The sequence below is a fragment of the Paenibacillus donghaensis genome, assembly GCF_002192415.1.
GTDB classification, from domain to species: domain Bacteria; phylum Bacillota; class Bacilli; order Paenibacillales; family Paenibacillaceae; genus Paenibacillus_AQ; species Paenibacillus_AQ donghaensis.
The window spans coordinates 4,109,650-4,132,006 of record NZ_CP021780.1; the positions used below are offsets into that span (position 1 = coordinate 4,109,650).

Annotated in this window: 37 protein-coding genes; 2 read left to right on the forward strand and 35 right to left on the reverse strand. The window is 32.9% G+C overall.

Annotated elements, in window-relative coordinates; all coding sequences use genetic code 11:
* Positions 1–193: 193 nt before the first annotated feature.
* From B9T62_RS18930 to B9T62_RS18975, 11 genes are all read right to left on the reverse strand, one after another.
* Positions 194–415: a hypothetical protein gene (locus B9T62_RS18930; RefSeq protein WP_087916702.1), complete on the reverse strand. Its 222-nt coding sequence runs from the start codon at positions 413–415 to the stop codon at positions 194–196.
* Between the two features lie 243 nt (positions 416–658).
* Complete coding sequence (locus B9T62_RS18935; protein WP_087916703.1) at positions 659–880, reverse strand: hypothetical protein; 222 nt, start codon at positions 878–880, stop codon at positions 659–661.
* 76 nt (positions 881–956) lie between these two features.
* The gene (locus B9T62_RS18940; RefSeq protein WP_087916704.1) at positions 957–1,175 is read right to left on the reverse strand and encodes a hypothetical protein; all 219 of its coding nucleotides are present in this window, start codon (positions 1,173–1,175) and stop codon (positions 957–959) included.
* A gap of 94 nt (positions 1,176–1,269) precedes the next feature.
* The gene (locus tag B9T62_RS18945; RefSeq protein WP_087916705.1) at positions 1,270–1,488 is read right to left on the reverse strand and encodes a hypothetical protein; all 219 of its coding nucleotides are present in this window, start codon (positions 1,486–1,488) and stop codon (positions 1,270–1,272) included.
* Positions 1,489–1,490: 2 nt separating this feature from the next.
* Positions 1,491–1,661 carry a hypothetical protein gene (locus tag B9T62_RS39265; protein WP_157793913.1) on the reverse strand — a complete coding sequence of 57 codons (171 nt, stop codon included), beginning with the start codon at positions 1,659–1,661 and terminating at the stop codon, positions 1,491–1,493.
* A gap of 6 nt (positions 1,662–1,667) precedes the next feature.
* Positions 1,668–1,922 carry a hypothetical protein gene (locus B9T62_RS18950; RefSeq protein ID WP_087916706.1) on the reverse strand — a complete coding sequence of 85 codons (255 nt, stop codon included), beginning with the start codon at positions 1,920–1,922 and terminating at the stop codon, positions 1,668–1,670.
* A gap of 236 nt (positions 1,923–2,158) precedes the next feature.
* Positions 2,159–2,380, reverse strand: a complete 222-nt coding sequence (locus B9T62_RS18955; protein ID WP_087916707.1) for a hypothetical protein — start codon at positions 2,378–2,380, stop codon at positions 2,159–2,161.
* 65 nt (positions 2,381–2,445) lie between these two features.
* The gene (locus B9T62_RS18960; RefSeq protein ID WP_087916708.1) at positions 2,446–2,643 is read right to left on the reverse strand and encodes a hypothetical protein; all 198 of its coding nucleotides are present in this window, start codon (positions 2,641–2,643) and stop codon (positions 2,446–2,448) included.
* A 156-nt stretch (positions 2,644–2,799) separates the two neighbouring features.
* Positions 2,800–3,111: a hypothetical protein gene (locus B9T62_RS18965; protein WP_087916709.1), complete on the reverse strand. Its 312-nt coding sequence runs from the start codon at positions 3,109–3,111 to the stop codon at positions 2,800–2,802.
* 190 nt (positions 3,112–3,301) lie between these two features.
* A complete protein-coding gene (locus B9T62_RS18970; protein WP_087916710.1) occupies positions 3,302–3,511 on the reverse strand; it encodes a hypothetical protein in 210 nt (69 codons plus the stop codon).
* Complete coding sequence (locus B9T62_RS18975; protein WP_087916711.1) at positions 3,508–3,792, reverse strand: DUF433 domain-containing protein; 285 nt, start codon at positions 3,790–3,792, stop codon at positions 3,508–3,510. Before B9T62_RS18975 ends, B9T62_RS18970 begins: the two co-directional genes overlap by 4 nt.
* 111 nt (positions 3,793–3,903) lie before the next feature.
* Between B9T62_RS18975 and B9T62_RS18980 the strand changes: the two genes are divergently transcribed.
* A complete protein-coding gene (locus B9T62_RS18980) occupies positions 3,904–5,145 on the forward strand; it encodes a hypothetical protein (protein WP_087916712.1) in 1,242 nt (413 codons plus the stop codon).
* A gap of 69 nt (positions 5,146–5,214) precedes the next feature.
* On the opposite strand, the gene B9T62_RS39270 is transcribed toward B9T62_RS18980, so the two are convergent.
* The 6 genes from B9T62_RS39270 to B9T62_RS19005 form a co-directional block, all read right to left on the reverse strand.
* On the reverse strand, positions 5,215–5,382 hold the full coding sequence (locus B9T62_RS39270) for a hypothetical protein (RefSeq protein WP_157793914.1): 168 nt from the start codon (positions 5,380–5,382) through the stop codon (positions 5,215–5,217).
* A 36-nt stretch (positions 5,383–5,418) separates the two neighbouring features.
* The gene (locus B9T62_RS18985) at positions 5,419–6,057 is read right to left on the reverse strand and encodes a hypothetical protein (protein WP_087916713.1); all 639 of its coding nucleotides are present in this window, start codon (positions 6,055–6,057) and stop codon (positions 5,419–5,421) included.
* Positions 6,058–6,429: 372 nt separating this feature from the next.
* A complete protein-coding gene (locus tag B9T62_RS18990; RefSeq protein ID WP_087916714.1) occupies positions 6,430–6,645 on the reverse strand; it encodes a hypothetical protein in 216 nt (71 codons plus the stop codon).
* 114 nt (positions 6,646–6,759) lie between these two features.
* Positions 6,760–7,170 (reverse strand): hypothetical protein, encoded by a 411-nt coding sequence (locus B9T62_RS18995; protein WP_087916715.1) that lies wholly within the window; start codon positions 7,168–7,170, stop codon positions 6,760–6,762.
* A gap of 53 nt (positions 7,171–7,223) precedes the next feature.
* Positions 7,224–7,478, reverse strand: coding sequence for a hypothetical protein (locus B9T62_RS19000; protein WP_087916716.1), 255 nt, complete (start codon positions 7,476–7,478; stop codon positions 7,224–7,226).
* A 124-nt stretch (positions 7,479–7,602) separates the two neighbouring features.
* Positions 7,603–8,067 (reverse strand): hypothetical protein, encoded by a 465-nt coding sequence (locus B9T62_RS19005; protein ID WP_087916717.1) that lies wholly within the window; start codon positions 8,065–8,067, stop codon positions 7,603–7,605.
* A gap of 217 nt (positions 8,068–8,284) precedes the next feature.
* Here B9T62_RS19005 and B9T62_RS19010 point away from each other — a divergent pair, with 217 nt between their 5' ends.
* On the forward strand, positions 8,285–9,109 hold the full coding sequence (locus tag B9T62_RS19010; protein WP_157793915.1) for a helix-turn-helix domain-containing protein: 825 nt from the start codon (positions 8,285–8,287) through the stop codon (positions 9,107–9,109).
* A gap of 62 nt (positions 9,110–9,171) precedes the next feature.
* Here the strand turns inward: B9T62_RS19010 and B9T62_RS19015 are convergent, their stop codons facing one another.
* The 18 genes from B9T62_RS19015 to B9T62_RS19080 form a co-directional block, all read right to left on the reverse strand.
* Positions 9,172–9,474, reverse strand: a complete 303-nt coding sequence (locus tag B9T62_RS19015; RefSeq protein ID WP_087916719.1) for a hypothetical protein — start codon at positions 9,472–9,474, stop codon at positions 9,172–9,174.
* 72 nt (positions 9,475–9,546) lie between these two features.
* The gene (locus B9T62_RS19020) at positions 9,547–9,984 is read right to left on the reverse strand and encodes a hypothetical protein (protein WP_087916720.1); all 438 of its coding nucleotides are present in this window, start codon (positions 9,982–9,984) and stop codon (positions 9,547–9,549) included.
* 48 nt (positions 9,985–10,032) lie between these two features.
* Positions 10,033–10,401, reverse strand: coding sequence for a hypothetical protein (locus B9T62_RS19025; RefSeq protein WP_087916721.1), 369 nt, complete (start codon positions 10,399–10,401; stop codon positions 10,033–10,035).
* A 75-nt stretch (positions 10,402–10,476) separates the two neighbouring features.
* On the reverse strand, positions 10,477–10,785 hold the full coding sequence (locus tag B9T62_RS19030) for a hypothetical protein (RefSeq protein WP_087916722.1): 309 nt from the start codon (positions 10,783–10,785) through the stop codon (positions 10,477–10,479).
* Between the two features lie 67 nt (positions 10,786–10,852).
* Positions 10,853–11,092, reverse strand: a complete 240-nt coding sequence (locus B9T62_RS19035) for a hypothetical protein (protein WP_087916723.1) — start codon at positions 11,090–11,092, stop codon at positions 10,853–10,855.
* A 21-nt stretch (positions 11,093–11,113) separates the two neighbouring features.
* Positions 11,114–11,284 (reverse strand): hypothetical protein, encoded by a 171-nt coding sequence (locus tag B9T62_RS39275; protein ID WP_157793916.1) that lies wholly within the window; start codon positions 11,282–11,284, stop codon positions 11,114–11,116.
* A 107-nt stretch (positions 11,285–11,391) separates the two neighbouring features.
* A complete protein-coding gene (locus B9T62_RS19040) occupies positions 11,392–11,661 on the reverse strand; it encodes a hypothetical protein (protein ID WP_087916724.1) in 270 nt (89 codons plus the stop codon).
* A complete protein-coding gene (locus tag B9T62_RS19045) occupies positions 11,661–11,861 on the reverse strand; it encodes a hypothetical protein (protein WP_087916725.1) in 201 nt (66 codons plus the stop codon). The genes B9T62_RS19040 and B9T62_RS19045 overlap by 1 nt, the downstream gene beginning before the upstream one ends.
* A 29-nt stretch (positions 11,862–11,890) precedes the next feature.
* Positions 11,891–12,100 carry a hypothetical protein gene (locus tag B9T62_RS19050; RefSeq protein ID WP_087916726.1) on the reverse strand — a complete coding sequence of 70 codons (210 nt, stop codon included), beginning with the start codon at positions 12,098–12,100 and terminating at the stop codon, positions 11,891–11,893.
* Between the two features lie 55 nt (positions 12,101–12,155).
* A complete protein-coding gene (locus B9T62_RS19055) occupies positions 12,156–12,593 on the reverse strand; it encodes a hypothetical protein (protein ID WP_087916727.1) in 438 nt (145 codons plus the stop codon).
* A 34-nt stretch (positions 12,594–12,627) separates the two neighbouring features.
* On the reverse strand, positions 12,628–12,909 hold the full coding sequence (locus tag B9T62_RS19060) for a hypothetical protein (protein WP_087916728.1): 282 nt from the start codon (positions 12,907–12,909) through the stop codon (positions 12,628–12,630).
* Positions 12,910–12,932: 23 nt separating this feature from the next.
* Positions 12,933–13,157 (reverse strand): hypothetical protein, encoded by a 225-nt coding sequence (locus B9T62_RS19065; RefSeq protein WP_087916729.1) that lies wholly within the window; start codon positions 13,155–13,157, stop codon positions 12,933–12,935.
* A gap of 112 nt (positions 13,158–13,269) precedes the next feature.
* Positions 13,270–16,311 carry an N-6 DNA methylase gene (locus B9T62_RS19070; protein WP_087916730.1) on the reverse strand — a complete coding sequence of 1,014 codons (3,042 nt, stop codon included), beginning with the start codon at positions 16,309–16,311 and terminating at the stop codon, positions 13,270–13,272.
* Between the two features lie 71 nt (positions 16,312–16,382).
* Positions 16,383–18,644: a hypothetical protein gene (locus tag B9T62_RS19075; RefSeq protein WP_087916731.1), complete on the reverse strand. Its 2,262-nt coding sequence runs from the start codon at positions 18,642–18,644 to the stop codon at positions 16,383–16,385.
* A 386-nt stretch (positions 18,645–19,030) separates the two neighbouring features.
* Positions 19,031–19,240, reverse strand: coding sequence for a hypothetical protein (locus B9T62_RS39285; RefSeq protein WP_157793918.1), 210 nt, complete (start codon positions 19,238–19,240; stop codon positions 19,031–19,033).
* Positions 19,241–19,353: 113 nt separating this feature from the next.
* Positions 19,354–19,509, reverse strand: a complete 156-nt coding sequence (locus tag B9T62_RS39290; protein ID WP_157793919.1) for a Rho GTPase-activating protein — start codon at positions 19,507–19,509, stop codon at positions 19,354–19,356.
* Between the two features lie 621 nt (positions 19,510–20,130).
* Positions 20,131–20,301 carry a hypothetical protein gene (locus B9T62_RS39295; RefSeq protein ID WP_157793920.1) on the reverse strand — a complete coding sequence of 57 codons (171 nt, stop codon included), beginning with the start codon at positions 20,299–20,301 and terminating at the stop codon, positions 20,131–20,133.
* A 1,235-nt stretch (positions 20,302–21,536) separates the two neighbouring features.
* Entirely contained in the window at positions 21,537–22,334 is a 798-nt protein-coding gene (locus tag B9T62_RS19080; RefSeq protein WP_245864496.1) for a Rha family transcriptional regulator, read from the reverse strand.
* Positions 22,335–22,357 lie beyond the last annotated feature (23 nt).

Genomic DNA, 22,357 nt, shown 5'->3' on the forward strand with positions numbered 1-22,357 from the left:
TTTAGAGGGATAACTTTCAGATATGTAGTAAGCCCCAAGATCTTTTGTGTGAATGTTTACCATCTTATTCAGCCCATGCTGCGAGATTTTTCTTAAATCATTCTTGTGATAAATCCCCACATTCGTCCCTCCATTCTCCCTATAAAACTTGCATTTAAAACTTGCATTTCCTCTTCTTATATGTATCCAGAATTTAACTTCTTTTAAGAATATTCCCAACAACTTTTAAGTTTTCATCTTGCACAAGATAGGTCACTAATTCGCACCAAACATCTCTCCGTTCACCAACCTCAACTCCATATGTGTTATTAACCTCATCCCACAGAACAACCGCTTCTACCCTGCTATCGCCCCTTAGAACGTCTCCTAGCCTAATATAGTCGCTATTAAGTACAACACCTGTATTATGCTCCACTTTTCATCTCCCTCACGCTATTTAGATAAAAGATGCCATTTATTTTCTATACTATCTCATTATGTCAACGTTTTTGCATATTCCTCCACAACATTTCTATCCCTATTCTCGCAGAGCCAAATACCGCTATCTTTTTTATCTGTTATGTAATAAACATCGCCAAGTGTCCAATGTAGAATTTGATATCCATTGACAATACTCACATTACTATGCATTTTTCAACTCCAGCCTCTCATACACTATTCAATAGCCTTTATCGAAATCAGGCATATTGTCATACGTCCTGTCTAACTCTTTTTTCAAAAACTCCAAACCCTCCGTTGTCAAATATCCAACCAACTGAGGCGTTAAGTCACATAAGAATTGATTGCATTCGTTATATCCCGCAATACCGCCCTCTGAATAGCTGCGATTTAGTCGCATAACACAATGATCCTGTAACTTTTGTTTCTTGGTTTTCTTCACTTTGCAAACCCTCTTTCATATGCCATATCCGTCTGCTTCGCTTTCCACTTCGTACTGTGTATTAGCCTACTACTAATCAATTGGTGAGGTTAACATAGTAAGCAACTGCATCTCCGTCACTATCAACAAACTCCACCTTAGCCGAATCAGCGTCAACAGATTCCCCGCCATTCCAAAAAGCATCAGTTAAGCAGTTTGCTGCGGCGAACTTCTCTATTGCTTCCTCCATAGATTCAGCGAAGGCCGTACCAGCAAATAAGCTGTTCTCAAAATGTGTAAATCTATACCTTTTCATGAATTATCCCTCCAAATTAAATAAGTAACGTCTAACATTTTGGTGCGCCGTATGCGTCTACTGCGTTTTTAATAAAACCATTCCTTTTACAGTGTTATTTGATGCCGTTTTCCAATTCTAAAGAATCCAAAATAGCATTCATCAATCTAACTTGACTCACTGGGTGATCCCATGTTTGACCTACTCTTTTACCTTCTGAATCCCTATATTCCATTTTTAGATACCTCGTATCTTCAACAGTATCCTCCTTTGCCCAAATTTCAAGCCCATTTTCTGTTTCTCCTGTATGCAACCATCCGTTTACTTTTTTCATTATTAATCACCTTCCACATTCTGATTCACAATCCATAATCCCTGAACATCTTCAGCAATCACTTTTAACTGCTCCAGAGCTGCGCACATGGCTCCCCAACGTGTCACCGCCTCTTCCTCTATGGTTCCGCTTTCTCCGCTTGTGGTACGATATTCTAACGTGTGTTTGACCATTTCCACTCATCCCTCTCTTCTTGATTCGGTATAATTTTGCCTAATAGCATCTTGAATTATTTGCTCTATATCATCTGAAGTGCCTTCACTATTAGACAGTTTATCAGCGACAAGAAGAAAGTGTTCCTCTTGTATATTAAAGCCGTTGTCTTCAAACCATTTAATAACTTCTTGTTCAATTCGATTGGCTCGATTTCTTAATTCCATAATTTCATCGATCTTAGCCCTTTGAAGATCTGGTAATTTGAATATATTCTTCACTTCATCTTCAATTGGTTTTAAATCATTTATATTGACCTTTCCATTACGCCTAGTGTCTACGAATAGAACCCCTGCCTTCGAGTGGAGAGATGAGTTCTAATAAGATACATCTTCTCCCATTATTTCTCGTGTTATTGGGACTGTCTATTACATAGGTGTATCCCACTTTAATATCTGTTTGCTCTATATTAATCACCCCACATAATCAAATAGCCATTTCATAGTTAACTTAAAGTTTATTTGAGTAATTTCTCGGCAATGAAACTTGCAGTAATCAAAATCTCTTGTCTCAGTTCTTCATATATCCTCGCATGACGCTTTAGCGCAACTTCATCATCAAAATCGCAATTTTTCATGTATTCGTTAGCACCGTAATCTCTAAATACCAATTTATCGTTTTGATATTTATTTAAGAGTTCTAATAAAGTCATATCATTCATTTCTTTTTCTATAGACAAGGACAGCCACCTCATTTAAAGTTGTTGATGATCAAACAGTCATTTGACTGAGAAACCAGCCTTAATTATTGCTCGACGATGTTTCTCAGGTCTCTTGCCATCATCATCAATATTCGCTTTAATTCTTCCTCGTCTTTTGTTGACTGCTCTGTTAGAATTCTTGTGAATTCAGCAACCTTAACCTCTATTTCTACTTTTTTGAGTATTTCCTTCTCGCGCAACAATTCGTCAATATGATATTCAATTTGGCTCATACTTTTCATTTTATAATCCTCCGATTTTTTATATTATGTATTTCGCCAACCTCATGAAATAAACCTTTCGTCACCTCTATGCTAACTATATTATACCAAATGCAAGTATCAACTGTTATATTCAACAAAGAGACATGCAAGTCCTACATCTATTTCTCCCAGATTTTATCCCTCTGCTTTCGAAAGAGATAAATCAGAAATCATCATATCAATAATTGAATCAAATGTTATTGTGGGTCTTCTCAACGTAAAGAAACTTTTCATGAGGTCATACGGACTTTCAACGTAACCCTTTTCTTGCAATTGAATAAACACCTTCAGAACAAAATCATATATATGATAAGACTCTGTAGATTCTAAAGGAATTTGGAAATTCCAGGCTGTAATAATTCTTAATGCTTCCATTAAATTTTTATTTCTATAATGTCCCTTCGTATATAAAATAAGTTTTTTCTCGCCGTAATTTAACTCAATCATATTATCGATTCCTTTAAGTTGTTTTGAATGCTATCTATGCTCAAATATACACTCACATATTTCTTGTTATTACTTGGGTACTGTTTGGACTTACTCAAGATCAAATGTGGAATACTTTTTAGAAATTCATCAATTTCCTCTGGAAATCCCTCAATGCGTAGTTTAAGCATCAGTGTCTCACCTCTTGGAATTAATCTTTCAGGGAAAAATGTTCCCATCCTAAATCTTCATCTAGACCTCTAAAATATGTTTCTGTTTTTTCTCCGTCAACCCAAACATCAACATTAAAAGAATCAAAATTTTGATGTGGTTCGATTTTCATCGCCTTGTCTCTATCTTTACCAGCATACACAATATCTGCTCCGTTGCTAAAGTATCCGATTGTTATATAGGTTTTCATTGTTGGACTCCCCTTCTAATCAAATCAGACTTTCGTCTGGGTACTTCGTTAGCTGCTACATATGCTAACGCCTCTCTTACTTCCTCTTCAGTTAGATCAAAGTCACTTACAATCTCAGCAACAGTTCCATAACACACGATGTTTCTCGGCATAATTCTAGTACCTATAATGGTTGGTAATCCCCAACATACTCCATCTTTTACTCCAATATATTTATAGCCCTCTAGTGGTGTCCATGTATTAAAAAACTCACTGTACTCGCTTATTTCATTTATGTTCATAAATTCCTCCACTTAAAATCATTCTTTTATTCTTAAGTCTAGATTCATATACTTTTGTCTATTCACATGTTAATATTATCCTGTTTTCATATAAAAACTAGGAGGAAGACTATGTTTAAGAAATTCAAGCTATTTATATGTTTAACCATCTTTTTGTCTATTCTATTTCCTATGTTGCTCATCTCTCCAAACAATGCACAAGCTAAATACGTAAAAGGATATTATCGGAGCAATGGAACTTATGTAAATGGTTATTATCGAAGTGACACTAACAGTAGCTACACGCCTTCAAATAACTATTATCGAAGTGACACCAACAGCAGCTATACGCCTTCTTATGAACAATCCACACAAAGATCTACTTCAAACTATACAGTTAATCTTTATAAGGGAAATTCTTATTATAAAACTGTTCCATCAAGTAATTTGGTCTATATAAAGGGATATTATCGAACAGATGGTACATTTGTGCGACCACATTTTAGGACTCATCCAAATGACTTTTTAACAGATAATTTCAGCTATTTGGGATTATCAACTCTAAAGCCACTTCAAAGTTATTCAAACTTTCAATATAGTGACAATCCGAAAATCGCAGTGATTGAAAATTATTTAGCATATGAAGTCTACGAAAAAAGTCTTAGTATTGAGCAGCTTAATGATTTAAAGAATTATGCTAATTTAATTTATAATGAGAATTCTGGAAATTCAAATATTCTAAACACTCTAGACTGTGGTATGAAATATTACTCGTCATTAGGAATTTCTAATGAAATAGGTTTAGAATTATCAAAATTTGATATTAATGGTAAGTTAACACCTTCCGCTTATTTAAGCCAAATTCTTTATCAGAACAATATTTATTCCTTTGGTGAAGAGGATTTTTACTTTTTTAAGGCATATGCATTTTCATTGGCTGGCAGCAAAGACATCCTTTATGGAAAATACTATTCAGATCGTGCAAAGGAGATAGGAAAATATCTTTATCAAAGAGTTGGATTGAGTGATCCAACATTACAGATCGAAATGGATTTAATGCAAAATTTTGAGTATAGTGGTGAAGAGTTTCAAGATATTGTTGAGGATCTAAATCAGAATTATTTGCATAAATATTCTGAAAACCCTCCTACTGATGTTAACTATTATCTAGACCAAGTACTTACAAACAATTCTAAAACTAAGATGACAAAAACAGAATATTCACAATATGAAGCGTCGCTTCGCATTTTGTCCTATAATAAATCTCTTAATAGTTATTTGGTTAAAAATGGTAACATATTGTATAATAAGGCTGGTTTAAGTACCGATCAGACGATAAATCAAATTTCCAAAGATATAATTATTTTCTTTTAAATTACTTCAGGTCATCAAATGATGGCCTTTTTTATTTTATCTTTCACCGCTCTCAGTCAAATAACTGTTTCATCTGGTTGTAACAATTTTATTGTCGCACTTTAAACACTCAACGCTGCTAATTACATAATCTCCACAATCAAGATCAACATCGCCTTCAGTGTGCAAGTAATTGTATTTACTGTCCGTAATCACTTTGCTCTTTGCTCCACATTTGGTGCAGATAACTTCAAACATATCGTACCTCCTTATAAAATCCTGCATTCGTGATAATTAAACTGTTAACAATGAGGCCAGTGCCTTTGATATTTGACGCTTGCTATCTTGAACTCTTTTCAATTCATTAAAGTTTGAACTTATATCTGCCTCTAAATGTTTAACCTTATCAATTGATTCGTCTCTCAGTTGTTTAGATTTTGTTTTATGTGCCAAAAGGTTCAATTCTGCTATCTCTAGTTGCTTCATAAACTTAAAATCTAGAAACTCCTTAGACATTCTTTTTTCAAGTCGATCATGTTTTTTGAATTCTGTTTGATAGAGCTTTATCAATTTATCTTGTAGAGGTATGTCTTTTACTTTACTAAATATATGACTATCACTATCTGAAACAACGTCGTTTTTGTCATAAACAATAAATGATTTCTCTTTTGAATCCATGATTGTTCTAATAGTTGAAAAATCAATACTTAGATAGATTTGAATTTTATTAGGTGCAACAAACATTTGAGCTTTATTCCCCTTATCACAAGTAGTCTCGCCTATGTATTTAGCATTTCCAAGTAAAGATTTACAAAAATTTAAAGCATCCTGCTTGTTTTCTCTATGATATCTTTGTATGACTCTTTTAACAGCATGATCCTCTATGCCTATTTTTTTAATATTAAGAACAGGACATTCCTTTGTAGCACTCATAACGAATCACTCCTTATATTTTAGTTTGTCTTTATTCAAATATCTGGTAAGCCTCCATCAATTCATCAAGTGTATATTCCTTCATCATCGCTTTAGCATTTCTCCATCATGTTCAAGCGTGTTGTAAATTTGTTCTTCAACGATCAATTTTCTTGCCTTAGTCATTGTTCTGATGCCTCCTAGATATATATTTGATTTATCATTTCTATCCTGAGTTAATCCTATCACAAGATACAATTAGTGTGCATATGTTTAGTATATAAATCTAAAATAAACTATTGACTCCTTTGACAACCACATATCCCCAAAGAATTACAACCACTGCAATAATAGGCCAGTCCCGTTTTACAACACTGATTACATTTGACATGTCTATTCCTCCCCTTCATCTTTACTTGCGCCACCATCAATCATATTTGTTGCCGCCTCAGTTCCTTTATGTCGCATTCTCTGATGAATAGAGTATATATTTATATCTTTATCATACTGACACTTGTAGCAAGCGACAGGAAGCCCATGAGAGACACAATAGTTGTAAGCTGCTTCAGTTACGGGTTTATCGCAAAAGGAACATGAATGATTTTCCATATGCACTCTCCCTACTTGATATTTCAATTAATATGTATATTCATCAAATAGGTAAAAATAAGAGCGATCATTTGAATAATTGCTTCGGTTTGGTGTTGTTATAAAATTGACATTTTACGATGATAAATAATCTAGAATCATCTTAAAGCATTGTTCTTCTTGTATATCTAATTGTTTATTTTGGGATTTTTTCATTATCATTTCAGTGAATATTTCCGCAAATTGTTCTTTATGGTTTATAAATTCTCTAATCTCATAGGCATGGAAACCTAAAGCCTCACCATTGAATAATTGATAATGAATAGCATGACCAATTTTATGAATTGCTGTTTCAAGTATTGATCGGGAATGAAGATAGACAATACCATTATCATATGCCCCATCAGCTATTTCATTTATTGAATATGGTAAATGATCTTTGACAACATATCGTACATTGTCTAATAATGATGGAAAGATGTCGGCTATCCTTTTTCTTGCTACATTATCCAGTATTCCAACGGTAGTAAGAGAAAATAAGTTCATATTCTACTTTCATCCCCTCTCTTGGTTCATTAAATTAAAATCCTACTAAACCATTATTTATCTTCGACTATTTTCCAAACGTTGATGTTCTGTTGCTCTATCATATTGTCTGTTAGGATATTTGTGCTTTCGTGTCCGGTCAGACTAACAAATACCAACTGTTTATATTCCGTATTCGGTGCTTTATAGGCCGAGTTGTCTATAACTTGATCTTTCCAAGCAATTTCACAGCCATTTGATTTTACTGCTTTCATTTTATAATTCTTCGCTAGTATTTGGAGAACTTCAAATAAATTTAAATTTTCCACTCTTACCGCCTCCACACTATGTATTGTGTTCCTCTTATTATTTACTATAATACACTATCCGCAACAACAAGTCAATTATAATATATGTTTACTATATAAAAAGAAAACTACATGACAACTTTTATCACCCATCTATAATTATCACCTCGCCGCCAACATTCATGATCTCAGCTCTAAACCCTCCAGACTCCTCTATAATCCCAATCAATGCGCATCCCTTGTTCCAGAACAAATGATCCTCCACGTTCTCACTAAAGCGCTCAGACGATCCATAAGCACGATATACGCACTTAGATGGAATATTCCATTCAATTTCCTCTTCATTCATATAAATTTCATGAAACACAAATCTACCTTGAGGAGTACAGATAATTACACCTGAATAAGTGTAACCACAATCGGCAAACATGTTGATATCTTCCCAAGTAGCAATACTGTACTCTAAACCTGACTCTATCGCCTCTTGCTCAGTCTGGAATATGTATTCGGAGTAAATAACGTTACCTTTGTCAGAGAGTCTGTCCGTAGCGACAGCGGCGTAATACAACGTGATTTCGTTTCTTCTACTATAATCCTCGGCAATGTTCATTTCTTCATTTCCCCTTTTTATAAATCATAAAATAAGTATAATAGGTTTGTCGTCCATCAGAGATGTTATAAAGACTAATTATGGGTTGATTTTGGACGCAAGTTAACAAAATATTACCTATGTTCAATAGAGTTAACATTTGATATAATACCAATATAAGGGATGTCCTTCTTCCTGTCAACTACATTTAACATCCGTTAACTAGGAGCGATTTATATTGCAAACATTCAGTTTAAATAACCAATTCGGATATCTTATAAAAGAATTGAGAAATAAAAGAAAGTGGTCTCTACGACAGGCTGGAAGTAAATCGGGATTGAGTGCTGCATATATATCTATGTTAGAGCGTGGGCAACATTCGACTAGTGGCAAGGAGATAAAGGTAACACCCGAGACAATATCGAAATTAGCGGCGGCTTATGAATATCCTTATAATATTCTGATGATTCGTGCGGGTTACAGAGAGACTGATGAAAAGAAAGATTTTTTTTATAAGGAAACCACACCTAAAGAAATCACTATCCATGAAAGCGAAGCAAACTATGATGCTTATCTTGAATCATTACAAAATATTATTAATCCTCCAGTCAATAATCCTCCTTTTAGTTTTTTTGAGGAAACAATAGGAGAAAGAATCAGAAAATTACGTGATGAAAAGAAAATATCGGCGAAAGATTTATCAAGCGAATTAACTCAAACCTCAAATAAAGATGGATTTTTTACTTTTAGATTTTTCGAAGAAGAGGAAATTTTACGAATTGAAGATGACGAATTAAAACCAGATTCAGATTTTATCATTGCTATATCAGAATACTATAAAGTTTCTTGTGATTGGATATTGAGAGGAAAGGAATTTGAACATGATAAAACCAAACTAACAAATGAAAACAAATTACTCAACGAAAAGCAAGATATAGCCAATAATATAATTAAACAACTTCACGAATTGAAACATACAGTTAATCGAATGTCAATTGATCTAAATGAGACCTTAGAAGTCGCCGCATCAATCGAAGACAAAGAAAAGGCGCAAAGTGATTAATTCACTAAGCGCCACTTCTTTAGTATTTAAATTGTTGTAAAAGACGGGTTTTATCAGATCACTTATATATCATCATCTTGGGAATAATCGTATTCATAAGGACTCTCTTCTTCCTCAATAACTCTTTCCCTATATAATATGTAGGTCGCCTCTTTCAAGTTTGCATGACGCTCTTCTTCCAAAGCGAGAATCCACCCATCAGAACCCAAAGAGTTTAAAACACCTATAAAGCTATGAGTATCATTAAACTCTTGGTGAATTTCATTTTCCTCATTCTCAGGATTGGTATACACATATGAGAAAATCCAAGAAAACCCATCACGATCAATACTTTTCAACAATTTCCCGTATTCATAATTTTTCATACTATCGTCTCCTCTCTTTAGATATAGTTAATACGCAAAATCCATAAAATGGTTTCTAAATAAATAAGCATTTTATTGTGTTGAAAACTCAATATTAAGTTCTATAAGTTTTATCGTTGGTTCCCATTCTCTTTTATTAATACTTCCGGTATATGCAACATTATTATGTATTGAGAATTTATCTTTTGAACAAATGCCGTGACTTTCTAATTCAAGTAAAAATTCATTTTTTCGATTCAAGTTGTTACAGCGACAATACCACTGTGTAAGCAAATAAATTAATGTATCATCTAAATTAAATTCAAGTCGGGGGCTTGAAAGTTTCTTGTTTATTTGTATGGTTGAATCTTCATTAGTCCAAAAATTCAGTGCCCCATGTGTTCCTCGAAAATTATTCGCATATTCAATCTTGCCAGTAAATTTCTCATTCCATATTTTAGAGGTGTAGAAATATGCCTTTTCTTTTAATTTCAAATTCTCATTTTCAAAATCAAATTCTTTCTTGCTCAAAGCCTACACCTCCAAACTAGATTTTTTTTGATAATGTGATAACCTCACTTACTCTTCTTCAATAAAATTCCCTTCGTTATCATATTCTTCAACATCGATACTATCAATAAAAACGTCTTTAAAGAACTTAATATCATCTTTATTCAGAACAATCATTAATGCCTCATCTTCCACTTTAACATAAACTCTTTCTTCATCTTTATTAAAATCATATCCCGCGATGCCCTCTAAACTATCCAAAGTACCAGGATGAGCAAACAGAATCAATTCATTCTCTGACCAACAATATGTGAGAAGCTCCAGTTCGTCAGCGGTGATATCATAATGAGAATCGACATACCCTATTTGCTTGGGTAGTAGTTTTTTACCCTCGGTGTTGATAAGGTTCATTTTATCCTGAATAAATTGGATGTTCATTTTTATTCCTCCCGTTATATGTATGAATTAATTGTACTACACTTTTATACGCTGGGCCGTAAAACAAGAATTTTATCAATTGTTGATCATTTGCAGACTATTGCTAGTAATAAAAGCTTTAACTTCTGAAACACCCCAAACTTCTTTTGTCCAATCTTTTATTCCACTTACAATATTCTCTACCCTATTAAACTCAACTGAAATTCCTTCTTCAATGAGTTTATCAAGGCATGAAGAATGTCTATATATCTCCATTTGATAAAATTCTTTATGCTCATCTTCGATAAATAGACCTTTTTTCCCTAAAAAGCAGAGTTTGATTTTTTTCTGCTCTAGTTCTGATAATACATTTTCAAAATTCACAATAATCTTTTTATTTTTCATTTCATATTCCTCCGTGTTCTAGTGAAATCACTCGTTTAATCTAATTTATCTATGTTGTACGTTACGGTTATTTGAAACGTGCAAAAGCTCCCATTAGACTAAACAGATCGTCATGATTATCATATCTCAAAGTACATCCACCTGCATTAATTGACACTTTTCCATTTTTAAGAAAAGTAATTACAAAACTAGAAAATCGTCCAGTAGTATATTTTTTCTTTCCTTTAATTTTATTACTGACGATATCTACAGTATGAGAATTTAGGCTATCTAAAAAATGTCTGTACATTTCTATTTGACTCATCATTTTTCATTCCTCCATTTTATCCTAGTTTTCAATTGTTTCTATTTTTACCGTACCCTTAGATAAAAACGAATCTGTTAAGATGAACTTACCATTCATATCAAAAAATTCATTGTTTCCATCTTCCGATCTGAGAAATGTCGCCACTTTAGAAAATGAACCGTAGTTGATCAGATAAATGTTTCCATTTTCCATTCTATTTGCCTCCTATGTATTATCCTATAAATACATTTTACACTACTCACAATATATATTAAATAGTTTTATATATGTTTACGTTATAAAATATGGTTTTTATCGGGTTAAATAATCGGTTTAATCTTCAGCCAGTAGTTTCCGTTTAAATAAATATCTATTGTTCCATCTTCGTTGAACTTAGTATCTTTGGCTTTAGGAATATCAAGCCACGAATCTCTTCCGTTAACAAGTGTTGTTATCGCATTGGTTTGAACCTTGTTGATTTCTCTTATTTGGCCTCCTGCCATTTCGGGCTTCATTGTATTTTCAATGAACTGAATTTCCTTGCCTTTCTCCAGCCACTTTTTGAATTGAGACATATTTTTAATTGTCATTATAATTTCCCCTTTTCATTTATTGTTTTGTTGATACGTGTTAAATACTGAAATACCGTTTCAACAAAACATTTTTCAGAATTGAATCGTTCAACATTAGACCGTTCGTAAAATTCCCCGATTACAAAACCATCTTTGCGACTTACAACCCAGGAACCAGAATAACGATTAAGTTCAGGTATATGTATTTTTTCAGACATTAACCGATCCTCCAATGTAGTTCATTCCATTATGGCAAGTCAACCATTACCCAACCTTCATTATCATATCCTTGATAAACAACATATTCTTCATTCTCTTCTGTTACCATTAGGTCAACTCCAGTCCCATCTTCGTCATAGGCTGAAAAGTAAGCTCTATCCTCATCGGCCTCTGCTGCTTCGATTCCTGTCCAATATCCAGTGCTAATCAGAAAGTTCATAACCTTATGTTTATTCATTATTTTTACCCTCCTTAATATTTTCTTTCTGAAATCCGGTTTTTATTTTATTTATTTATGCTTCGATTACATTTCTTTCATCTGCCATGGCCCATTTAAAATATGCTTTATCTCTTGCTTCTTCAATGTCCCCTGCCCAGATCCCATGCCTTTTTGCTGTTCCACTATTTGTAACATCTACATGAAAGTATTTTTGTTTTTGTTCTGTTTCGGTTTTTGTGGCTTCATTCGGTGTCAAACACCCGTTAAGAAGCGAATATTCAATATGTTGTTTTATCATATCAATATTTTTATCTATCAGGATTTCTGTATTCTTTATTGCAGAATGTTTATCTACACTGTTATGAATAAAAGCAAGACCAGTTTTAACTAATGATGTATTAAACGTTCCATCTTCATTTTGGTGAGTAAAACATTCAATTCCGTTATATTGAAACCCTTCTCCATCCACTTTTAAAAATCCATGTTTCTTAGTTGCAATATAAAATTCCATATTTATTCCTCCTATTACTTTCTTGATGAAATTATCATTTCACGTTGTCTTGATTAGACTTAAATTTACTGCGTCTGTCTGCTGCATATTCTTTTTTGAAAGTCTTCATAAACCATGTGTTAAAACCTCTTAGATTTGCAAATGATTCATCATATGCTTTCTTTGCTTCTTTCCATTCAGGCATAGCTCTTACATGGTCTGGAGTCATTCCCAAAGCGTTCTTGCCATATTTATTAAATCCTTTCAATACATCGGAACAGGCGTTTGTTTGTTTTTGAAGTTTTTGTCCATTTGCTTTTGCTTCTTCGTAGATCATATGTATTACCTCCCTAATTTAGATTAGCCTTCTACTTTAATAACAATATCAATCATCTCGTCCAGATCATCAACCAGTTTCTCATTCACTTTAATTTCATCCTTATATATTTCAATTGTGCAATTATTAGTGTAGATCGAGCAGGTTGGAGAAATTGTAAATGTTTGTTCATCTCCAGATACTTCATGTTTAATGTTGTTTGAGCTAAGTGTACGAGTTACAGAGTTAACTAATTTCTGGATTGTCATATGTATTCACCTCTTATTTGGAATAACTAAAGTATATCATGAGTTAATCGTAATTACAATACAATTATATATGTTTACTTTATAAGTAATGAAGAAAGAGAATTAATTATCTCTATACTATATTTTGTTCTCCCCAATTCAACCTCGTATATCCGTTGTTATCTTTCTCTTTAGTCATTAGCATGTTAAGTATTCCAGAATCAACCCCAAAACGATCAAACAATTCATCATCGCTTATGTCATCATCTTTCATGAATAAATTCAATTTTTCTTTGCTGAGAATCAATTTAAGCAAATTATTTTCTATGCTATTATCGTAAGTTACATAATGTATTTCTTTATTATCTGACTCCGAGTCAAAACGAATAAACCTCGCTGTAAATTGGTGTAAACTGGCGCCATTCCATGCTAATTCCGTGACTATGATTTTGTTTACATAATTTATACTAACACTGCTTGAAAGTGATTGCTGAGTGCAAACCATGATAGGGTTAATTTCCTTTTTCATTTCAATTATCATTTCTTTGCGCTGCTTAAGACTCATATCCTCCCCTGTAACAATGAATAATGTGCGATCTGGAAATAGTTCTTTAATGCATCTAGCGTAACTATAGACAGTCTTCTTGAATCTACAACCGATTACAACGGGTTCACTATCCCACTTTTTAATCATAGAGAAAACTTTTTTAAACTTAGACGAATAACCCTTTCCTTCATATTCATCGAATAAGTGCGAAGCGCTGCAACTTCTAATAAGCATATTAAGTTGTTGTAAAATTTCTAACATTCTATCTTTCCTTGAATTCACTGTCTTATTTACTTTTCTAGCCATTTCGTAAAATTCTTCAATTATCTTTTTGTATAATACATACTCATGATTATTAAATGTACATGTATCCTGATAAATATTGGCTATAGATCTACCTGTTATCTCTTCAAATGTTCTAGTAATAATGGTTGAGTCAATAAGGTTTTTTAATATATCAGAGTTATAAATATGTTGTGTTGCCTGAGATACACCAAAGACAGTTATTTTCTCTGGTATATGGCTTTCCTGGAATAGGTTTTGCCCCTTGCGATATTGTGGGTATGGTTTTAAATAGTGTACATTTCGTTCTGTTTTTAATTCTTTAGTTTTTTTATCCTGTACGTAGATATCTTCACAGTGATTTATAAAATTCACCGATGAATTAAACAATAAATTGAATTGTGGAAATGCCTCTCCTATTGAATTTCGAACACTGGTTCCAGTTGTCAAAAGTTTATATTTTGCATTCTTAAATACATTTAAGGTTGCTTTAGTTCTTTTGCTTGTCATTGTCGCTATGCTGTCAGATTCATCCAACACTAGGCCAATTTTTCGCCCATTTAATCGAATCAATTTCTTTATTTGTACTTGGTATTTAACTAGCATATTAAACGTCACTAAAACGATATCAGAAGGCTTTATGCTTGCTATGGATTTTAATGAATCAACCTTAACGAATGGAATTCCATAACTAGTTAAAACAGATTCGAACGTGCCAGTTATTGCAATTGCAGGAGCAACAATAAACATATTTTTAACATGCTTGTGTTGTAAATGATATTGGGCATAGGCAATAGCTGCCAAAGACTTACCACCTCCACAGTCCCACTGTAACAGGCCGTAACGCTTCTGAAGTATCTTGCCTATGTCTTTCTTTTGAATATCGTTTAACTCAATTATGCGGTCATTCAGAGAGTCATTAAGCCTATATTTATTCAACCATTCAGAAATATAATCAACTTGCTCCATATCTTTGAATGGCTTACTTTGTTGCTTATATGCTTTAATTTTCTTATTCAATAATTTTCTATATTTTTGATCCTCAAACGGGTATTCACCCTTTAAAATCATATTGTTAAAACTAACTTCTTTTGTCCCTGTAAACCTCGACAAGTAGATTTTATTTTTGTGTGAATATCCCTTTAGCTTTAGGCCGCTATTGGTTTTAACTAATTTAATACAGTCTTGTTCCACTTTATGTTGATTCTTTAACACTCGTTTCAGATATGACAATACTTTGTTTGGTGTTAGCCGTACTTTTTCCCATTCTTCGAATTTAATTCCTTCGGGTTTCTTTTGATTATGAAATTTATTTACATACTCAACACACTTTGTGTAATTCTTATTAATACTTTTTGTTCGCTTAATATCGAATAGGTATTTTGTAACTTTTGATTGAAATTCTATATCATTCTTATTATCTTTTTGGTTAATCTGCATCTGTTCAAAGAATAATTTATGTTTTAGTCTTTCTTTATTTTCTATTACTGGAGCTATGTATTTGTTGTAAATTGATTCTCTGTTTGCATCCGAAATACTACCTAACATTGAGATACTATTGTTGTATGGTTTATCACTTGTTACATGTTCACTCTTTTTAGAAAAGAACATAATTTTTGTGCGGAATTTATCAACTCCTGTAGACTTAAAAGAATCAGAAGGTAACTCGACTTGATAAATGAAGTCATACATATCATTCATTTGCCTTATCATCCCACTATCTGAAAAATCATCTGCTAGAAAAGAAACTGGAACAATTAATGCCAGTATCCCGCATGGCTTCAGAAGTTCATGGGCCTTCATGCAATAATATAACTGGCTTAGATATTCAGTCCTATTGATGTGTAATTTAAGGTTATAGGGCGGATTACCTATAATACAATCGAAGGTTATTCCTGGGTTATATTCTCGGATATCACTACATGTTGCGTTAATTTCAGGGTATAGATATTTCATAATTCTATAGTTATTTATATTCAATTCATTAGCATATACATTTTGCTGATTAGGTAACCAGTTAATAAAGTTACCGCTTCCTGCCGTTAAATCTGCAACTAATTGATGTTGATCAATCTTTAAGCAGTTAACGAGAAATTTAGATAATTGGTGAGGCGTAAAGAATTCTCCGACTTCTCTTAACTTCTTGGCTTCAGTGAATGAGTAAAAGGAATCAAAGTCTTTAAATTCTAAACCATGCAAACCGCCCGAACCTGAATGCAAGTCGTATATATTTTGCTTAGATATTCCATATTTTGAACAACTATCATTCTGTATCATAAACTGAATCTTTTCGTTTATTTCTTTGCGCTTGTTTTGTGGTACTACTTTATCTGAAATTTCATACATTCCCTTGCCCTCCAATAAAAAGGAACCAGTGTAACAAATAACTGATTCCAATATGTATTTATATATTTACTTTATGCTGACTTTTGATTATATCCGCAATACTCATTTGCAAATTTAGCTGCAACTTGATTTGAAGTAAATTCAATTTCCATTTTTCCGTTTTTTAAGAATTTAATTGATGTAACTTTATTAAGTGATTGCGTCTCATACTTTTCAAAATTTGAAACTTTTTTCTCATTGTCATAACCACAATATTTGGCTAATAGTTCTTTATTCATTTTCACAGACCCATTATCAAAATGAGATAGAGCATTAAAAATGAACTCTTTGTTATTTGTAAGTCTATATTCTTTCCAAATTGAATCATGGCGAACAAAGTAGCCATCTAAAATTAGTTTATTGTTACGGATAATTATTTTTTTGTCGTTATATTTGAAAATATCTATAACCTTTGTTTTTATTTCTTTTTCGGCCTTCTCTACAAAATTATACCCATCTAATTGTATTGTTATTTCATCGATAATGTTTTCATAAGTGACTTTTATATCATATTTTCTTTCAATTTTCTCAACATTACTAATTGTAATATTATATTTATTCATAAAATAGTGACAGATAATTGAAATGAATCTATCTTTAATTTTAGTGATATTTCCATCTAAATCATATGAACTAAATCCAGCGTCAAAACTTGTTCTTCTAGGATATTTTGTGCTATTTGTTCCCACTTCTTCTGAATATTTTTCTCCATGTGCAATAATTTGCAGTTTAATCGCTTGTAGCTGCTCGGTAAGATTATCATATGCTGCTATTGTTTGTTTATAGATTGCTTCTTGATCTTTACAGAATTCCAGATCCTCGTCAGATATTTTTTGATCTGCTGAGATTTCAATGTTATCAAATTTAGTAAAGATATCATCAAATGAATTAAAATCAGTATGTTCATTAACCGTATTATTATTTTCCATTGTATCACCTTCCTGTTTTTGTTCTTCTGTTACTCCCTCAGTTTGACTAAATTCATAATAGATTACATTATCGTTCTGGCCGCCTGTGCTTGCCTCTGTGACTTCTTCGACCATAGTATTAGTATTTGTATCTTCTTCATCAATAACACCGTGAGAAGGTGTTACAAGTGACTGAGCAAATGCAAGGCGTTCTGCTGTCTGTTTGGCCCACCACTTACCACTATAAGAAGACCAACGAAAACCATTTTCTTTTAATGACTCAATAAATACCAGAGAAGGTTTCTTTGCAAAGGTTAATTCAATTCCGTTTTTCTCCTCATTGATAGCCATAGTTACTTCATTTGAAGCCTCTACGGTTTCGCCTGTTACTGTTTCTTCATTTACAGTTACAACTTCAGGTGTTTCAATTGCTGGAGCATTAGAAACGGTTTGTTTGCGTGCTGTTTTCCTGAATACAGTTTTTTCTATATATTCAGTAACTTCAACAAATTCAATTACGGCAATGTGACCTTTACTTAGCATTTCGTTCAACTTTGAAAATGAAGTACTCCACATTTTATCATAGCTTTTAGATGGTTTATTATTTTTACCCAATTTAGAAAACAAACCATTCTCCATACAAGTATATTTATTCCCTTTTCTTTTTCCGTAGGTATAACCAACCTTCATTACAAAAGTAAATCCTTCTTTGATATCTGATTCTGTGATTTCTGATACTTCTTTTTCTACAATTTGAACAGTAGTAACTGGGACTTTGATAATTTCAGGCTTCAGGGCATCGGCATCAGTCAAAGCTTTTTCAATACGGTTAATCAATGCAGCCAATTTTTCAGCTTTTTGTTGTTTTTCTGTCTTTTCTTTATTTTCCCAATCATAATCATTAACTGCAAATGCCCCGTTTCCTTTCGCAATGATTTGGCCATCTTTTTCAATATGCCAGCTTGTGCCTTTTGGATTAGCAAAACTAAAAGTTGGAAAAGTATCAATTACTGTATATTCTGGTTCAACTCCTAATTTATCTTGTTCTTTTTGAATTAATACAGCACATGATTCTTTTTCGTTATCAGTGCTTGCTGCATCGTTCATCATTGCAGTTAACTTTACAATTCTTTCGTTAGAAACGGATCTTTTGTTGTTGTAATTATACTCACGTACTTCTTTACCGGAATAAGAAAGATGATACTTGCAAATATCCACCAAGAGAGTATATCCGTTTTTAGTAGCGATTCCATCCCAATCCGAAGGGCTGAAATAATCAGTCATAGAATCTGATTCATCGGCCTTATAACCATAGATCTTCCAGCCTTTTTCAACCAGTGCAGACATGATCATGACTTTCGCTTCGCGTTTTGAGTAGTAATCCATTTGTAAAACCTCCATCAATATGTAGTTGTTATTTCGCTACTTCTTATTCATAATAATACGCCTGTTAACACATTTAGTCAATATAAATATATATGTTTACTTTATAAATTAAATGAGAAGGAGTTTTTTTCTCTACTAATCTTCTCATTACATTTTATTCATCACTATGTATATTATTCATCAGAAATACGGGTTTATATATTTTATCATGAATACTTATGCATCAATAAGCCGATAAACTACTCTTTCATGAAAACATAATTCAGGACACCAGATATTTGAATTCATCAGTAAATTGAACACCCATTTCCCAAAATTTAATGTATTCTTCCATCTGTCCTTCAAATGCTGCCTTAACTGATGCATATTCATTGAACCAATCAGCTTCAGGATTCCAAGTAATTTGTTTTACCACAAACATTTTGAGCAATAAGAGTGTATTCTTGTTTGCTTCCTTCATAAAAGAAAACACGGACAGTTGGAGCAATTAAATCATAAGAGGTGATAACTGGAGACCCATCATTTGCAGAATACAAAGTCTGAGATATGCCAAAAACCCCAAATTCTCCATTGTGAATAACATTCAAACCTTCCATGATAATTCCTCCTGGAATATGTATTTAACTTCTTAAATCAATTATAAGCGATACGGTTATTCATTACAACAGTAATTTATATGTTTATTATATAATTATATATTTCCAACTAATCAAGCAACCGTATGGATATCAACATTATCGCCATCATGGACAATACGGTCAATTGTGCAACATGTGGTTAATTCGGTGATATCCTGATTCGTTCCTGATATGCGGAAGATTACAAGGCCAGATTTACGGATGAGACGGATATATCGGATTGACATTTTAGTAGTCTCCTTTATTAGTGATTTGAATAGGTGGAACTATCTTAAGATTAGAACACCGATGATATATTTATCCTTTAAGGATTGTTTGCGATCCCATTTGGATTTCAATACTGCTAATTGTGCTTGTGACATTTGTGAAACCTCCGTTTGGTGAGTTTGATCTGTTTATTAACTTGAGATAAGTATATCATGGATATTAGTATTTGTATATATGTTTATCTTATAAATATTATAGTGTTGGGTACATTGTGCTGCTTGATGCTTGTGTCGTATAAGAGTTGCTATAGTGAGTTGTAAGGCATTATGTGAGTGATAAGGTACAAACAGGTGTATTACTTTCGTGTGAGTCTGTATACACCTGTAACAAGGGAATAAAGAGCTGTCAATGAGAGAATGATAGTTAGCCATATTGGAGACTGAAAAGAAATGGCTAAAACCGTAAAGATGATAAATAATGATAAGCGTAATGTACCTTCTCGTTTGGTATTGGACATAATTAGATGCCTCCCTTTTTATTGGATAGTGTTGACTATAGTCGATGGATTGTGTAAACTGTAAGGGAAAAGAGGGAACGGTGTTGTGTCCGTTCCATTCATAGTCATGAGGCTTATTGGATGCCTAGCGCTTGCGTGTAGAACCTTTACGAGAGGTTTTAGACGCTTTCTTTTTGCTTATCTTCTTCTTAGGTTTGTTGTGAATGTGAGTAATAATATCTATGATGTCTTTAACAAACAATCTAATCAGAGTCAAAGTTGCAAGAGTGCCTAACCATTTCTGGTAATCATCCAAGGGAATCACCTCCTCCCTTACAAGATAATTATACCATATATTCTATGGGAATAGAGTGAGAATGAGAGAATAGATGTGTATATATTGTGTATATTATATATATTTACTTTATTAGATGAGATGAGGAATTGGAATGGATTGAGTAAGGCGTAGAATGGTAAGTGATAATACATATGACCTATAATGTCAGACTGTATTGTATAACAGATGATAACATTGATAGTACAGAGCGGACAGAGAGCAGACGAATGATATAGAGTGATCTTAGATAACTAACATTTGACTATTTAGTTATGATAACAATTAACAATAATACTAACATAATAGATAACAAATAATAGTGCTCTGTGATGAACGTATTGTATTAATAACAATAATAACAATACATACTAACAAAGATAATATTATACTAACAATAATAACAAATAGATGAAGCCTTAATTTTGCAAATTCGCGTTATCATTCGATTCGGGACGATATAAGTCCCACCCAATGGATGAGGCTATGGAAATTTAAAATTAAAAAATGTGTGAGAATGTGCAAAATTTTAAATAAATATATGATGGATCATGCAGCATAATAGTAGTTGTTTGTCAAGTGTTATGTTATTGCTAAATGGCATGGAACATATATTCTATACCATTTAGAAGGGTATACCGGGGGTAGTTTACATTCTAAATACTGGTAATTATGGTAAATATCCCTGCATCTGTTCCACTCCCACACTCAGGTTATTTTTTCATTTTCATCTCCAGAAATTTATTCCCTCCTCTGATTTTCTCCAATATCCAGAAATTTTCCATTTTCTTATAAATCTCTCACAATTGTAATCGTAATTGTAATCGCAAACCCCTTGTATCTCCTGCATATTTTCATCTAATTTTCCCTCATTTCTATCCTATTTCACCTCTTTTTTCTCCATTTTCTTCAAATAACCTTTATGTTTCCTGCACTTTTACGATTACACTACTTCCCACTAAATCCATCTCATTTCATCTCTCATCCCCAATCACCTCAAACCCTTGTTCCATATACGTTTTATCCCAATTCACACTCTCTAATTCCCTCTCTACGATTACACTAATTTCACATCACGATTACAATTTTATTCCTCTATTATCCCCATAGGGGAGGGGGTACTTTAACAGATAAAAAGGCAGCATCCATTTAACTAGACACTACCCCATATATAATATGTAATTTTAATTCTGACTCTTATGTGTTACTAACTCTATCTAATTATTTAATTCGCTTTTCAGCTTCTCAATTATGTATACTTGGCCTTTAGGAGTTACCTTTGTAGTCTTAGTGATCTTCTCTCCATATGAAGTATCAATAGTCCTTTCTTCTACTACAAACAATTTTTGATTCATCGCATATTGACTTGGTTCATTATTAACACTATTCTTTAGGATCAGTTTCCATTCACGCAGTTTATTATATAATTTCTTCTCACCAATATTAATTCCTTCATCCTGAATAATCTTGCTCAATTCTCTGACCAATATATTATCTTTACTTTTCAATACAGTTTCGGCAAACGTTACAAGCGGTTTATTTTCTTCAACTTGTAATTGCAACTGTTTCTTCTCTTTTAACTCCGAGAAATAGGCAATCGCTCTGTCTTCTTCAGATAAAGCTAAATATTGTTGTGCCGGATTATTTAATTGAGTTTTCATTCTTTTAAACTCGTTGATAAACTTAACCTTTGCTTTCATTGCTTTTGGTGTAATATAGGACATTGCAACAATAACAAATCCTTCTTCCGTCATGTTAACCTTAGTATACATTTGCCCATTCTGTTCATGTTTATAGAGGGTGTGCTCAAAGTTGAGCCGAGCAAAACCCTCTTCACCTGCTTCAATTAATTTCTCAATTTGCACTTGAATATCTCGCACAACATTCTTATGTTCCTTTTCAAATTCTTGTGTCAAAACTAAACTATCGGTTACTAATCTTCCATCTTGTTCAAATACTAATTGTCCATTCTCCAAAATCAAATCATCCACTCTCAATTTTGTTAAGCGTCTCACCTCAACTTCTTCCTCCCTGTAAT

Bases quoted from the DNA above. Each gene is read 5' to 3' on its own strand.
- B9T62_RS18940 (WP_087916704.1), bottom strand. From the start codon at position 1,175: ATGAAAAGGTATAGATTTACACATTTTGAGAACAGCTTATTTGCTGGT.
- B9T62_RS18945 (WP_087916705.1), bottom strand. From the start codon at position 1,488: ATGAAAAAAGTAAACGGATGGTTGCATACAGGAGAAACAGAAAATGGG.
- B9T62_RS39265 (WP_157793913.1), bottom strand. From the start codon at position 1,661: ATGGTCAAACACACGTTAGAATATCGTACCACAAGCGGAGAAAGCGGA.
- B9T62_RS18960 (WP_087916708.1), bottom strand. From the start codon at position 2,643: ATGAAAAGTATGAGCCAAATTGAATATCATATTGACGAATTGTTGCGC.
- B9T62_RS18965 (WP_087916709.1), bottom strand. From the start codon at position 3,111: ATGATTGAGTTAAATTACGGCGAGAAAAAACTTATTTTATATACGAAG.
- B9T62_RS18970 (WP_087916710.1), bottom strand. From the start codon at position 3,511: ATGAAAACCTATATAACAATCGGATACTTTAGCAACGGAGCAGATATT.
- B9T62_RS18975 (WP_087916711.1), bottom strand. From the start codon at position 3,792: ATGAACATAAATGAAATAAGCGAGTACAGTGAGTTTTTTAATACATGG.
- B9T62_RS18980 (WP_087916712.1), top strand. From the start codon at position 3,904: ATGTTTAAGAAATTCAAGCTATTTATATGTTTAACCATCTTTTTGTCT.
- B9T62_RS39270 (WP_157793914.1), bottom strand. From the start codon at position 5,382: ATGTTTGAAGTTATCTGCACCAAATGTGGAGCAAAGAGCAAAGTGATT.
- B9T62_RS18985 (WP_087916713.1), bottom strand. From the start codon at position 6,057: ATGAGTGCTACAAAGGAATGTCCTGTTCTTAATATTAAAAAAATAGGC.
- B9T62_RS18990 (WP_087916714.1), bottom strand. From the start codon at position 6,645: ATGGAAAATCATTCATGTTCCTTTTGCGATAAACCCGTAACTGAAGCA.
- B9T62_RS18995 (WP_087916715.1), bottom strand. From the start codon at position 7,170: ATGAACTTATTTTCTCTTACTACCGTTGGAATACTGGATAATGTAGCA.
- B9T62_RS19005 (WP_087916717.1), bottom strand. From the start codon at position 8,067: ATGAACATTGCCGAGGATTATAGTAGAAGAAACGAAATCACGTTGTAT.
- B9T62_RS19015 (WP_087916719.1), bottom strand. From the start codon at position 9,474: ATGAAAAATTATGAATACGGGAAATTGTTGAAAAGTATTGATCGTGAT.
- B9T62_RS19025 (WP_087916721.1), bottom strand. From the start codon at position 10,401: ATGAACATCCAATTTATTCAGGATAAAATGAACCTTATCAACACCGAG.
- B9T62_RS19030 (WP_087916722.1), bottom strand. From the start codon at position 10,785: ATGAAAAATAAAAAGATTATTGTGAATTTTGAAAATGTATTATCAGAA.
- B9T62_RS19035 (WP_087916723.1), bottom strand. From the start codon at position 11,092: ATGATGAGTCAAATAGAAATGTACAGACATTTTTTAGATAGCCTAAAT.
- B9T62_RS39275 (WP_157793916.1), bottom strand. From the start codon at position 11,284: ATGGAAAATGGAAACATTTATCTGATCAACTACGGTTCATTTTCTAAA.
- B9T62_RS19040 (WP_087916724.1), bottom strand. From the start codon at position 11,661: ATGACAATTAAAAATATGTCTCAATTCAAAAAGTGGCTGGAGAAAGGC.
- B9T62_RS19045 (WP_087916725.1), bottom strand. From the start codon at position 11,861: ATGTCTGAAAAAATACATATACCTGAACTTAATCGTTATTCTGGTTCC.
- B9T62_RS19050 (WP_087916726.1), bottom strand. From the start codon at position 12,100: ATGAATAAACATAAGGTTATGAACTTTCTGATTAGCACTGGATATTGG.
- B9T62_RS19055 (WP_087916727.1), bottom strand. From the start codon at position 12,593: ATGGAATTTTATATTGCAACTAAGAAACATGGATTTTTAAAAGTGGAT.
- B9T62_RS19060 (WP_087916728.1), bottom strand. From the start codon at position 12,909: ATGATCTACGAAGAAGCAAAAGCAAATGGACAAAAACTTCAAAAACAA.
- B9T62_RS19065 (WP_087916729.1), bottom strand. From the start codon at position 13,157: ATGACAATCCAGAAATTAGTTAACTCTGTAACTCGTACACTTAGCTCA.
- B9T62_RS19070 (WP_087916730.1), bottom strand. From the start codon at position 16,311: ATGTATGAAATTTCAGATAAAGTAGTACCACAAAACAAGCGCAAAGAA.
- B9T62_RS19075 (WP_087916731.1), bottom strand. From the start codon at position 18,644: ATGGATTACTACTCAAAACGCGAAGCGAAAGTCATGATCATGTCTGCA.
- B9T62_RS39285 (WP_157793918.1), bottom strand. From the start codon at position 19,240: ATGGAAGGTTTGAATGTTATTCACAATGGAGAATTTGGGGTTTTTGGC.
- B9T62_RS39290 (WP_157793919.1), bottom strand. From the start codon at position 19,509: ATGTCAATCCGATATATCCGTCTCATCCGTAAATCTGGCCTTGTAATC.